Raw genomic sequence first — 15060 nt, forward strand, 5'->3', positions numbered from 1 at the left:
CTAAACAATGATTTTAAACTAAATTCTTATAAAGAATTTAGTTTAAAATCATTGTTTAGGGTAATAGCAGTTTTAAGAAGAACGTTTTTTAAAAATTTTATGGTTTTTGTTGATTTTGATAAAGAAATAAAATAATATTCAAATTAAGATCTTTAAATAAAATTGAATCTTAACAATATACAGAAAACCTGCGACATTTTGATTTAAAATTTTTTACTCTAAAATTCCTCACTGTTAAAAAATTAAAATGTAGACAGAAATAATAAAATTTTTAAAAAAAATTATAATATTACTAATCATTGAGGGAAGATTTTGTATAATATCTATTATAGAGCATATCTCAGAATATCCTAAAACTATTCTTTCCAGATACTAATCTGAGAAGAATGAAACCCAATATACAGTCTTAGTAAAGCATTACGATTATATTTTGAATACTTTTATAAAATATAGGTCTAACCTACCTTTTATCATAACTCTCATAGAACATAAAACAGCAATAAAAATAATAATTACAGTAGCTTATATAGAGGTCATTAATATATCTTAACTTATTAAAATCAAATAGCTCAAGCAACTTCAGATCAGTATTTTGATCAATCTGCTTAAATTGAAATCAATTACAAACCAACCGTTAGTACAGCCAAAGTTACAATACTTCTTGTTAAGAAGTATTAAGTGAATTTCCCGGTTTTTAAAGAAGGAAGCTTAATTGACGAATTTTACTAAATATAATCTTAGGCCACTTTTCAATAGTAATTTCCAAATTAGCTCGGGATGACGCTAGGTAAGTCAAACATCCTGCATTGTCATAAGCTAAATTACGAGATTGCTCTCTTTTAAATTGCTCCATAATACTTTTATCATCAGAGGTAATCCACCGAACAGAAGTTACATTAACGGGTTCATAAACACATTTTACGTTATATTCATTTTCCAATCGATAAGCAACTACATCAAATTGCAAAAGACCCAGTGCTCCTAAAATTAAATCGTTTCTATCTAAAGGTCGAAAGAGCTGGGTAGCACCTTCTTCAGATAATTGTCTTAATCCTTTTAAGAAAGCTTTTTTTTTAAAAGAATCCTTAAGTCGCACCAATCGAAAAAGCTCAGGCGCAAAATTTGGAATACCACTAAATTTTAGTTTTTCTCCTTGTGTAAAAGTATCTCCAATTTGAATAGTTCCATGATTATGAAAACCAATAATATCTCCTGGCCATGCCTCATCTGTGTTCTGTCGTTTTCCCGCTAAAAATGTCAATGCGTTATTGATTTGAATTTCTTTATCGAGTCGCACATGATAAACTCTCATTCCTTTTTGATATTGACCTGAAGCAATCCGTAAAAAAGCAATTCGATCACGATGACCTGGATCCAGGTTAGCCTGAATTTTAAAAACAAATCCACTAAATTTATTTTCTTCTGGTTTAATGACTCGAACATTAGTAGTTCGTGATTGCGGCGCGGGCGCTTCTTTTACAAAAGTATTTAATAATTCACGTACGCCAAAATTATTTATAGCGGATCCAAAAAATACTGGCGTTAAAGCTCCTTTTAAATATTGCTCATGATTAAAAGTATGACTTGCTGCTTTTACTAATTCAACTTCACTATGCCATTCCTCCCCAAGCAAATTACCTAATGTTTTATCCAATTTAGAATTATTAAGATTTTTTATTTGTAAGCTTTGATTAATGTGTCCATATTTTCCCGGTTTGTAAAAATAAACAACATCTTCAAGAAAATGATATATTCCTTTAAAACTATTACCCATCCCTATTGGCCAAGTAATAGGAGCACAATAAATTTTTAAAACCGACTCAATTTTATCTAAGAGTTCGATAGGATGTTGAGAATCACGATCTATTTTATTAATAAACGTCATAATCGGTGTATTTTTTAGTCGACAAACTTCCATAAGTTTAACAGTGCGTGACTCAACTCCTTTTGCTGCGTCAATCACCATTAATACTGAATCCACTGCTGTTAATGTTCGATAAGTATCTTCTGTAAAATCTACATGGCCAGGAGTATCTAATAAATTAATTAAATAGTTCTGATAAGGGAACTGCATAACGGAGGTAGTAATAGAAATTCCTCGCTCTTTTTCGAGCTCCATCCAATCAGAGGTAGCATAACGAGCTGATTTACGGCTCTTAATCGTCCCCGCTAATTGAATAGCGCCGCCAAAAAGCAATAACTTTTCCGTTAAAGTAGTTTTTCCTGCATCTGGATGCGAAATTATAGCGAAAGTCCGACGCATAATTATTTTATTTTCTAATGACATCTCACTAATTTTAACATCTCACTAATTTAGTTAATCTTATAAAGTCTTTATCGTGTCGAATAACGAAGCAAGATAACACAAGTAATAGCAAATAACATGGTGAGCATTAAGGCTGCTAATAATGGAGGCAACTGATACACCATCGCAAAGGGTCCAAAAAACTGGTTCAACATATAAAAAGCAAACCCAATAATGACCCCAGTCAACACTCGAAGCTCCATACTAGCCTGACGTAACAAACCAAAAATAAAGGGCACTCCTAAACAAATCATTACTACACTAGTAAAAGGCTGAATAATCCTCTGCCAAAAAGCAAAAACAAAGGTATTAGTTTGAAGCTCTGCTTGAATACGATATCGAATCATATGATAAAGATCTATAATTGATTGTTCTTGAATAGTCTTTCGATCTTGCTGCAATTGTTGAGGATCAAATACAATCTGCAGGGGGAGTTGATTTATTTCGATTTTTTTTATTTGAGTAGGTGTAAAAAGAGACTGTTTAACATGATAAAGCACCCAGTGGCCTTTTGAATAGTAGCCTTCAGAGGCAAAGGCCGCTGATAGTAATCGATCTTGATTAAATTGAAAGCGACTTACATTACTAATTTTATGCTTTGAATTAATGGAGCCAATATGGATGAACGAATATCTATCACGTAACCATACCCCACCCAATGCTTGATACCCAACTACTTTTGAGAGCGCAAGAGATCTCATTAATGCGCCTTTCGATTCTAATCGGGGAGCCACAAATTCACCAATCAACGTTACTATTAAAATCATAAGCAATGCTGCTTTTACAACTGATCCTGTTACGCGAGCAATAGAGACCCCTGCTGCCAGCATTACGATTAATTGACTACTAACAGCCAAGCGCCCTAAACCAATCAAACAACCTAAAAATCCAGCCATTGGAAATAATTGATATAAATCAGAAGGTAATTGCGTCAAAACATATAAAAAAACTTGTTTCAAATTATAATGACCTGAGCCAATTTTGGATAATTGATTAATAAATTCCATAAAAATTTCAATACCGAATAAGATAAGAACGACTAACACTGTTGCGCTAATGACAGCTTCACGGATATAGCGATCTAATAGTCGCATGAGGATACTCTCCGATTAAGAGCAAGGCGATGCCACCAATGCGATTGAAAAAAGAATAAAACATACGCTACCACTAAAAGTAATACATTTATCCATTCTAATCCAAATATTGGGTTAATTATCCCTTTTTCAATCCAAGCTCGAGCCAAAAACATTAAGTTAGCATAAATGATATAAATCAAAATAGCCGGTAATATTTGAGCAAACTTACCTTTTCGAGGATTAGCTTCACTTAAAGGCACCACTAATAAAGCAAACATCCACACAGAAATAGGTATTGCCAATCGCCATTGCAACTCAGCTGCTGCCCTGAGATCTATTTGTCTTAATTGCCATAGTTTAGTTGTGGGCATAGCTTGTACTTTTTTAGAAATGCTCATTTGAGGTGAGTCGAGACGGATACCGTATTGGTTAAATTTTATAACATCATACTTTAAATCTCCTGGAATTCCTACATAACGGGATCCGTTTTTAAACAACATAAAATTAGAATTATTAAATTTTCTATTTTCAGTAGCCTCGGTGGCTGAGACAAGACTCCAGCACTCCTTGTTCCCTATGCTTTGTTCGCTTTCTGCTAAAAAAACGTTGGCCATTTTTCTATGATGGTTATTAACACTACCAGCATAAAAAACCTTTCCATCATTACCCAGAGGTTGAAAGCAGCCTGGAATAATCTTTGCTAAAGAAGCTGTTGCTAAAGCCTCGTTAAGAATCTTAGCACGATACCACTCCATTCGAGGTTCGACTGACAACATCAACCAAGCTACTATCAGTGTAATCAAGGTAGCTATAATCATAATCATAACTACAATCTGAGAACGGCTTACTCCACACGCAGTTAAAATAACCATTTCATGATCCACACTCATCCGTCCTAAAGCCAATAAGATCCCAAGAAACAAACTCAAAGGCATCAAATAACCCAATAATAAAGGTACTTGTAATGACATAATTTCCATGACCACTTTAACAGTAATCTTTCCAGCAGCAGCATCATTAAGATAATGAACAAATTGGTTAGTAATAAAAATAATTAGTAAGATTAACGTTGTCGCTAATAAAGTACTGAAAATTTCCTTAGTTAAATAACGGAAGATAATCACTGACAAATCAAACCTTTTATGTTTGAATAGAACATTTGTTAAATAATAAGCTACTTGTATTTTACCAAAGCACAACACAACATGGAAAAAACTTACGACCCAAAATTTATTGAAAAAAAATGGGCTGTTTATTGGAAACAGCATCAGTTAAGTTGCTTTCCTGACTCAGGAACCCCCTATTGCATAATATTACCACCCCCCAATGTAACAGGAACTCTCCATATGGGCCATGGTTTTCAGCAAACTCTCATAGATGTTTTAATTCGTTATCACCGAATGCAAGGTCATCGGACCCTTTGGCAAGGAGGCACAGATCATGCAGGAATTGCTACCCAAATGGTTGTAGAACAACAACTAACTCAAGAAGGACTCACTCGCCATGATTTAGGACGAAAATCTTTTATTAAGCGAGTATGGAAATGGTGCAATCGTTCGGGAAATAAAATTACTCACCAAATGCATCGCTTAGGTGTGTCCATCGATTGGTCCCGGAAACGTTTCAGTATGGATGAAGGCCTTTCACGAGCCACTACTAAAGTCTTTGTTCATCTCTATAATGAAGGTTTAATATATCGAGGAAAACGGCTCGTTAATTGGGATCCTATTTTAAACACAGCTATATCCGACCTGGAAGTCACCACTAAAGAAATTGATGGTGTGCTATGGTATCTTCGCTACCCCTTAACTTATAGTACTGGATATTTAACAGTGGCAACCACTCGACCAGAAACATTATTAGGTGATGTAGCCGTCGCTGTTCATCCCGATGATAAACGTTATCAAGATTATATTGGGAAAAAAATTCATTTACCTTTAACTAACCGAACTATTCCTATCATTGCAGATACCACTGTGAATCGGGAGTTTGGGACGGGTAGTGTAAAAATTACGCCTGCACATGATTTTAATGATTATGAGATAAGTCAACGCCACCAATTACCTTTAATTAATATCCTCACTCCTCAAGGAGAATTAAATGAAAATGTACCCAAGCCTTATCAAGGTTTAAACCGTTCTAATGCTCGAAAAAAAATTCTAGCTGATCTTGAAAGCAATCATTTTCTCGAAAAAATCGAACCTCATCGTGTTCTAGTTCCTCAAGGCGAACGTTCCGGAGCTATTATTGAACCATTCTTAACGGATCAGTGGTTTTTAAAAATGAAATCACTTGCAGAACCAGCCCTAGCCGCTATTAAATCAGGAGAATTAAAGCTAATTCCATTCACTTGGAAAAAAATTTATATACAATGGTTAAGCAATATTCAAGATTGGTGCATCAGTCGACAATTATGGTGGGGACATCGATTGCCAGTTTGGTACGATGAAAGAAAAAATTACTACGTTGGTCATTCTCTAAAAGAAATTCGAAAAAAATATTGTTTGGGAGCTGAAATTAAATTAGAGCAAGAAACCGATGTACTTGATACTTGGTTTTCGGCTAGTCTATGGCCCTTCGCTACTCTAGGTTGGCCTGATAAAACTGAAACCTATAAAACTTTTTATCCTACCCAAGTCTTAGTCACTGGTTTTGACATTATTTTCTTTTGGGTTGCCCGCATGGCAATGATGGGATTAAAACTCACGGGGAAAATACCCTTCCATGAAGTTTATATTCACGGGCTAATCCGGGACAATCAAGGAAGAAAAATGTCTAAATCAAAGGGTAATGTTATAGACCCAATTGATATTATTGATGGAATTTCTTTAGAAGAGCTTATTAAAAAACGAACTTGTGCTTTATTACACCCTAAGATGGCTCAATCAATTGAAAAGCAAACACGTAAGGAATTTCCAGAGGGTATCGCTAGTTATGGAACAGATGCTTTGCGATTTACTTTTTGTGCTTTAGCAAGTACCAGATGCGAGATTAATTTTGACATGAGTCGTATTCAAGGATACCGTAATTTTTGCAATAAAATTTGGAACGCGGCTCGTTTCGTTATTATGAATACGAAAGGCAAAAATTTAAATTCTAAAAAACCTTTAACTTATAATATCGTTGATCGTTGGATCCGAAGTTGCCTACAACAAGCTATTAAAGAAGCTAGAAAAGCTTTGGATCACTACCGTTTTGATTTGCTTGCTCAAATTTTATATGAATTCGTTTGGAACGAATATTGCGATTGGTATGTAGAATTCGCTAAATGTGTACTCTATAATAAGCATATCAAACCCTCTCAGCAACGTGGTACTCAGATTACTCTCCTTGAAATACTAGAGTCCTTACTACGACTCCTTCATCCGCTTATGCCTTTTATCACCGAGGAAATTTGGCACACGGTAGCACCACTCGTAGATAAAAATGGCAATAGCATCATGGTCGAACCTTACCCTGAATGTAATAAATCTAAGCTTGATAAGGAGGCCAACACAGAAATTGAGTGGCTTAAAAATCTCATCACCGTTATTCGAACGTTAAGAGCTGAAATGAATCTTTCTCCCGCTAAAAGTATTACACTTATTTTTAATAAAGGAGAAGATACTGATAAAAAACGTCTACAGAATACTGAACAGTATATAAAATCATTAGGGAAAATTACTCAATGGCGATGGGCGAATACTAATGAAGCTCTCCCTCTTAGTACTACAGATATGATAGGAAATCTTGAAATTCACATCCCTTTAGCAGGATTAATTCTGAAAGATATTGAACTAACTCGATTACAAAAGGAAATTACCAAGCTTCAACGAGCACAAGAAAACTCCTTAAAAAAATTAAATAATGTTAATTATACAATAAAAGCCCCGAAAGAAATTGTAGAAAAAGAACAGTTGCTTTTAGAAGCAATACGAAAAAAGTTAAAAAAATTACAATTACAATATACGAACATTGAAAATTTATAATAGTATTTAGATTAAAAATACTATTTAGATTAATTTAGAGAAATATTATTTTAATAAGTCCTAAAAATTCAAGCTACTAACCTAGGCTCATGAAAATTAATAATTTTACAATTTACATTGACAGCTAAGAAAGAAAAGTAATATTTTGCTCTATAATATAAGCCACCAAATACCTCATATTCTAAATTACTATCATTACTCTCTACAACTACATCGGCTCCACCGTCAAAACTTTATTTTATACACTTCTTCTAAACCATAGGAAGTTTTGCTCCACCAAAACTTACCTTTAGATCTAAAACAGGGCACTCCATCAAATAATTATTTAAAGAGAGCTCTTTAAAATATTTATTCTTTAAAATATTTTTTAATAAAATCATATATTTACAATTCAAAATGATCATTATAAATTATTATGGGCTAATTACTAAAACCACTATCCTAAGGATGAGAAATACCTAAATAACCATGCATAAATTAGTAATAACTCTTCTTCCAGCACACTGTAAGAACAATGATACATCCATTTTAAATTTACGGAATTAAATAATTCTTGTATTTACTGTGAACATTTATAGCCCGTTGCAGCCTCTAAAACCAAACCAAAAATAACTAATATAATTAGTTCTAGAATCATTTAACCTTCCTTGAAGAGATAATAAATATCCTTAACTAATATCTGTATATATTAAAACCGGTAATTAAATCTAAAAATAACTCTCAGCTTGTTAAACTTTCTGGGGTTAACAATCAATGCTTTTTGATAGACAACACTTTCATCATAAAATGGAAAACCCCTGAGGTATTATTCAGGAGTGTTCACAAAATTACAAGTTTTAGGTAAGACATAGAGATGGAAGATTAGATTTAATTGGTTTCCATCCAAAAATATTGCTTCCTTATAAAGAGCTAATGGCAAATTTAAGTGCAATACACTATACTCAACACACTTCAAAATAAAAATAGAAAGCAGTAAACATGCAAGTAATTTTTCCACTTTGGAAAATATGTTCCGCAGAAAGAAGTTCGTGAGTTTCTATTTTAACATAACCTGGACAATAATGATGAATATGATTTCCCGATTTAGAAACACTTAAGATTACTTCAGGTAAAATTATTCTTAATGATATCGATTCATTTCATACAAAAACTATAGCGCATTTAAAGAAAAGTCCAAAGAACTCCCTTCAATGGTAAGTAAAGTATATCGTCAAAAAATTATTTAGTACTTTCGGTAGAAATAAAAACTTTCTTCAATCGAAGAAAATACGAATAAGCGATGGGCACTACAATAAGAGAAAAAAAAGTTCCAAATAATAAACCCCCTACAATCACCCAACCTATCTGGTGTCGACCAATAGAGCCTGGTCCTGTAGCTAAAGCTAAAGGAAGTGTACCAAATACCATACTCATTGTTGTCATTAAGATAGGTCGCAATCGAATTGTCGCGCCTTTAACAATAGCCTCTGACGTGACCACACCTTGTTTCCGTAAATCATTAATAAATTGTGTAATCAAAATCCCATGTTTACTAATTATACCAATTAATGTAACTAACCCAATCTGGGAGTAAATACTCAAAGTTCCACCAGCTAACTTTAATGACAAGAATCCTCCCACAAGACTCAAAGGAATACCTAATAAAATAATCAATGGATCAATAAAACTCCCAAATTGAGCTGACAACATTAAATAAATGGAAATAAATGACATAATAACAATACCAAAAATACTTTGAGATGATTCCAAAAATTGCTCTGCTTTTCCTGAAAAAGTAGCATGTACGTTTGAGGTTAATACTGTAAGCAAATGAGATTTGATATAATTAATTACCTGACTTTCGGCATATCCCGGCGAAAGATGAGCAGAAATAGTTCCGGAACGAAAACGATTATAATGTGTGAAATTTCCCTGTCCGACAGTTGGAGTCAAATGAATTAAACTTGAGAGAGGAATCATATTTTCTTTATTACTAGATGAGGAGGCCGATGCCACACTGCTACGCACATACAGCTTTTTAAGTGCATTAAAATTTGATAGATCATCCTTTTGCATTTGAACGATCACTTCATAGCTTTTATTATTTTCTTGAACATCGGTCCAATGATTCCCACTCATCATCGCGCTTACCGTATCCGCAATATCGTGAATGTTTACACCTAATACTGCTGCTAGATCACGTTTGATAGTAATAGCATATTGCTGAGTATCATATTTCAAATTGGTATAGACATTCATTACTCCGGGATATTGCTTTAAAATTTTAAGCATCTTATTAATCGGGTCTAGTAAATCAATGTAATCTCCACCTGTCATAAAATTCAAATCGATATCATTTCCTTCTAATCCATAATTAACAATATCTGGAACATAAGCCATTGCATTGATTCCCGGTATCGCTTCTAATTTTGGATTTAAGTCAGCAATCACTTGCTCAGTAGTTTCTTTTCGCTTACCCCACGATTTTAAAGTAACGCGAATATTTACTTTGCTGGCGGATACTTGACTAATAACACTAGCAACAGCAGGATGCTGTTTAATAAAACGTTCAATCTGTTCAGCATATTGATTGGTATATTTTAAACTAGCACCAGAAGGTGAACTTACACTGACCTGAATTAAACCAATATCTTCTTTTGGTATTAATTCCGAAGGTAAACTCATAAACAGCAGATAACCGAAGCCTGCAATAAATATCAAAGCAATGACACAGAATTGACGTTTACTTAAGGCAAATTTCAAGAGATTTTGATAATAATTTGCCAGTTGAGAAAATAACTGATTAATGATTAGGACTAATCGACTATACTGAGTAGGCACCAATAATATTCTCGAGCACATCATTGGTGATAAGGTCAATGCTACAAAGGCTGAAATAATTACTGCAGCGGCTAACGTAAATGCAAATTCTTTAAATAACTCTGCCGTAAATCCCTGAAGAAACCCAATAGGTGCATATACAGCCACTAACGTAAGAGCGATTGTAATAATAGGGAAAGTCATTTCACGGCTCCCTTGAATCGCTGATTGAATTGCTGTCATACCCTCTTCGATATGACGATGAATATTTTCCAACATCACAATAGCATCATCGACCACCAAACCAATAGCTAATATAATACCAAGCAATGACATAGTATTTATCGTAAAACCTAATAATGCAATACAAGCAAACACTGCAATTAAAGTAACAGGAATAATTATAATAGGAATACTTGCTGCCCTTGCCGAACCCAAAAATAAAAATATGACTAGAATAACTAAAATAACCGCTTCACCCATCGTATAAAAAGTTTCTTTTATTGAAGATTTTAAAAACGTAGAGGTATCATAATTCACGTTAGCTTGCATGCCCGGTGGTAAACTTTTCTGAATCTGCATCATAGCTTGTTTTACTTCGTTAGCCACTGTAATTGGGTTAGCTTCTTGCAAGGGTTCAATTAAAACTTCAATACCATTTTGACCATTAATCCGCATAGGTAATTGATATAAACTACGATAGCCTAGTTCTACATAGCCAAGGTCGTTTAAGCGAACCATACCCCCCCCATTAGTGTGTTTAATTATGATATCACCGAAAGCAGCTGAATTTTTTAATTGAGTATGTGACACAATGCTAAAATTTCGTTTAGCTTCTTGGATGAAGCCGGCAGGAAAATAGATATTATTGGTGATTAACGCATTTTTAACATCAGTCACAGTCACTTGATGAGCAACCATTTTTGAAGCATCTAACCATATACGCATAGCATAATCACTTGCTCCTAAAATATCAATCTTGCCCACACCAGGCAGCAATTGCTGTAAAATAGGTTGAACAGTGTGTTCTACATAATCTCGAATATCAGCAGATGATTTGTGAGGATCAATAAACCCCACTCCTAAAACTGGACTTTCTTTAGTTCCTACCGTGATGGTCGAGGGATTAGCATCAGAAGGTAATTTATCGCGAATAGCAAATACTTTATCTCTAACCAGGTTTGCTTCTTCTTCAAAATTACCTCCCAGACGAAATAAAACAGTCACATAACTACTACCCGAATAGCTTATTGAATTAATAGCAGATACCTGATCAACCCCCAATAGCGCATTCTCAATTTGAGTCGTTACTTGACTTTCCATTAACTCGGCACTTGCACCTTCATAGTAAGTAGCCACGGTCACTATTGGTAGTTCTAATTTAGGAAAAAAACGGACTTCAAGACGTTGAAATGAAACAATTCCCAAAACAACTAACATTAAGCTTAAAACAATGGAGAAAACAGGCTGACGAATCCAAATTTCAGAGAATTGCATTTTAAAATCATTACTAATCAAATTAATTAAAGTTTAATGGATAAAAATTACACCTCTTGCTTCACGACTCTCACGACACTTCCATCGTCTAATTTTTGTTGTCCTGTCACTACTATGGTATCTCCAATTTTTAAACCGCTTAATACTTGTGCCTGATTATCTAAACGGGTACCAATTTTAATATATGTCTGCCCTACTTTATCACCCATTACCTTATAAACATAATATCCCTTTATGTCGGCTTGAATCGCTTCTTCTGGAACCACGACTGTATCTTTAACAACCGAAATTTGATGAGAAACATGAACAAACATACCCGGTAACAATAATTTAGTTTCATTGGGAACTAATGCTTGGATAGAAATTGAATATGTATCAGAATTTACTGTTGGTGAAATAAAATTTACTGTACCATAAAAAACTTTTTTAGGGTAAGTGCTGCTAGTGATACTAACCAGCTGACCCAATTTCAATTCAGGTAAAAAACTTTCGGGTAATTGATAGTCCGCTCGTAACTGAGAGCTATTTATTAAAGTTACTAAAGGATCTCCAGCTTTAACGTAATCTCCTATTTGGACATGAAAAACACCTAATACACCAGAAAACGGTGCAGTTGTAATCTTTTGATTTAGAGAAGATAATTTACTTTTTACTGCTGCTTCCTTACTTTCCATATCTGCTTTCAAGGTAGCCAATTCCTGTTGAGAAATTGCCTGATTTAACAATAACTTAGAACGATTATATTTGGTGCGAGCTAATTTCATGGCAGTTACTGCTGACTGATAATCAGCTTGTGCTTGCACATGATCAAGCTCTACAATGGGCATTCCTTGCTCCACTTCTTGACCACTTTTAAAATGAATTCCTGCTATTCGTCCATCTGATTCAGCACTAATTGTGACAACTTGCACTGCAGACAAACTACCCAACGCACTAACAGAATTGGGAATATCAGCCGTTGTAACTTGAGTCACATCTACCAAAACAGGGTCTGGCCTAACAGAGAGTAATTTATCATCTCGAGCCCACATAGAACTAAACAAGCAATAAATTCCAACAATCACGACAAAACTCAAGAAGCAGCTGGATTTTAAGTATTTATACATGAACAGTGCTCATTTTATTATCGCGACATCGAGTTTCTGAATATGATCAGAGTTGCATCTGGTTGCCATTTTTTATTTGTCTCCTAACACTTAACCTTGGATCAAGATTCAATGAACCAAGGAAACGGAAACGGCAAAAAATAAATATGATATCATGTTTTTAATCTTCTTTTAAAATTATTGAGGTATACTATTCACTCAATCTCATTTTTAAATATAAGAGAAATATAAAAAGAAAAAATCATAACAAAACCCAAATTACTTCTTCGTTTCTCTAATTAACAAGAAATACTTTGAAAAAATAAAAAAAACAATTTAATGAAAAGAAACTAAATAAATTATTCTACATTATTGTAGAATAAGCCTATTTCTAATTACCCCATACCAACTAAAATCTCTAGGAGAAGAAAGTAAATGATATGACTTTTTATTTGGAGATCGACACTTCCTCTTACAAGTAGTAAACACAAGAAATTGATACAGGCATTACTATAGAGAAATAACGGGTAATAATCCTTTTAATATGCATCAATTACTTAAGCAATATGTCAGAAAATTTATGCCTTTTTAACATACATATTGAGAAATACTCTATCTGATAATTAAATAAAATATTGCTATAAAATATTATTATAAAAAGCAATTGCTATAAAAAGTAATTGCTATAAACAGTAATAACTCTGATTTTTTTAAGTTACGTGCAAACCTAAATCCTTTATTTTGAAAATTTAATACTAAATAATACCCAGGATACTCGAGTCCTAAATTTACAAAATACTATGTAAAACTAAACAAAAAAGAAATATCTGATGATGAACTGAAGATAAAAAAAAGAAATAAATAAAAACGATATAAATTATGAAATACTAATACATAATTTTGTCGCTAATGAGCAATTTAAAAAAATAACTGAGAAAATACCAAGTATCTTTAAATCATGCTGATACTCTACTTAATACCTTACTTATACTTTATTTGATACCTTATTTGCGATTCGCGATCGAAGCTTCTATAACAGAAATCACTAATTGCTTCGTTAGATTATTAAAATTATTGGCAGAGGAAAGCAGGCACCTCCTTCTGAAAACGAAGAGCTAAGTTATAAATTTTAAGGACTCTCTGAACCGATTGAATACAATCACAGTCTTTTTAAAGAGAATGATAACAAATCTGGAAAAAGAACGCCAAGAAAAGAATTAATATCTCACCTCTTAAAAAAATAAATACTAAAAATCAATACTTCGCATAATATTAGAAAGATAAAGTTTATTTCTTTCCAAGAGTACCTCATTCTTCACGAAATTAAATCTTAACTATGTATAATTTTTTCTAAATTTAGGTGGAATCAAGTAAGATTCGATAAAAATTTTATTGCAATTATTTTGGAAAGTAAATAAAGCTTAAATTATCTGTAGATCATTGTAAATACAATAAAAATTTTTAAAAAAATTTGTTCCAAATAACTATGTTTTCTTCTCTCCAAAAGGAGATATAAGCATATTGGAAATCTTATCCCATCGCTTTTCAAAAACAAATCGAAATAAAATTTCTGTGGATTACTACGAAACTCAAAATGACAATATACTAGATAAACTTTAATCATCAAAAAGTTTTGTCTGGTTTATGAGATATGCTCTAATTTTATCTTTAATCATAGCCTGTCGAAACATATAAACAACAGGTAAATATAATCGCAATATTTCTAAACTCATTGTTTGACTCATTGTTTGAGTATAGGTTATATATTTAAAAATACGTTTTATAATTCGTATAATTAGAAAAGAGTTTAGAATAAACTGACTCTATTGTTTAGAAATTTTCTGAGGAGTATTCGAATTTTTAGAGAAAAAAACAGGAAAATCCAACAAAAAGTAGCTGCACTAATAAAATATTTAACTATATTATAAAAAAGGATATTATTTCATACTAATACAAATTTTAAAGAATCCTCTTGTTAGTAATAAAATATATATTTACTAAAATGCCTCATAAATCATTATAATCTCTATGACGAGATAATTTTATGACAAAATAACCTATTAAGAAATATCTAATTAATTAGAAAAAGTTTATACACATTTAATATTATTTTGATACTAATTTTTAGTACATGAAATTTAAATCAGCTAGCCAGTGCGATAATTATACTGTTATCTTTTATCATATTTAAAATTTTCAAAATACATTTGAGCAATATTTCAATATTAGTATTCATGTAATAGAAAATATTTTATTTTACAATATTTAAAACTAGTCTTTCTATTTTCTCATAAAAATTATATTCGAACAATCAATTACTTTTTAATTAG

6 protein-coding genes are annotated in these 15060 nt (G+C 32.7%); 1 reads left to right on the top strand and 5 read right to left on the bottom strand.

Features of this window, described 5'->3' with window-relative positions:
• Positions 1-694: 694 nt before the first annotated feature.
• From CLERM_RS01335 to lptF, 3 genes are read right to left on the bottom strand one after another with little or no spacing between them, the layout of a single operon-like run.
• Positions 695-2287: a peptide chain release factor 3 gene (locus CLERM_RS01335; protein WP_102156810.1), complete on the bottom strand. Its 1593-nt coding sequence runs from the start codon at positions 2285-2287 to the stop codon at positions 695-697.
• Positions 2288-2334: 47 nt separating this feature from the next.
• Positions 2335-3399 carry an LPS export ABC transporter permease LptG gene (gene lptG, locus CLERM_RS01340; RefSeq protein ID WP_102156811.1) on the bottom strand — a complete coding sequence of 355 codons (1065 nt, stop codon included), beginning with the start codon at positions 3397-3399 and terminating at the stop codon, positions 2335-2337.
• A complete protein-coding gene (lptF, locus tag CLERM_RS01345) occupies positions 3387-4505 on the bottom strand; it encodes an LPS export ABC transporter permease LptF (protein WP_236905137.1) in 1119 nt (372 codons plus the stop codon). The genes lptG and lptF overlap by 13 nt, the downstream gene beginning before the upstream one ends.
• A gap of 81 nt (positions 4506-4586) precedes the next feature.
• Between lptF and CLERM_RS01350 the strand changes: the two genes are divergently transcribed.
• Positions 4587-7349, top strand: a complete 2763-nt coding sequence (locus CLERM_RS01350) for a valine--tRNA ligase (RefSeq protein ID WP_102156813.1) — start codon at positions 4587-4589, stop codon at positions 7347-7349.
• A 1218-nt stretch (positions 7350-8567) separates the two neighbouring features.
• On the opposite strand, the gene CLERM_RS01355 is transcribed toward CLERM_RS01350, so the two are convergent.
• Positions 8568-11645, bottom strand: a complete 3078-nt coding sequence (locus CLERM_RS01355; protein ID WP_102156815.1) for an efflux RND transporter permease subunit — start codon at positions 11643-11645, stop codon at positions 8568-8570.
• Positions 11646-11692: 47 nt separating this feature from the next.
• A complete protein-coding gene (locus CLERM_RS01360; protein ID WP_102156814.1) occupies positions 11693-12751 on the bottom strand; it encodes an efflux RND transporter periplasmic adaptor subunit in 1059 nt (352 codons plus the stop codon).
• Positions 12752-15060 lie beyond the last annotated feature (2309 nt).

This window comes from Coxiella-like endosymbiont (assembly GCF_002871095.1).
In the GTDB taxonomy this organism is placed as follows: domain Bacteria; phylum Pseudomonadota; class Gammaproteobacteria; order Coxiellales; family Coxiellaceae; genus Coxiella.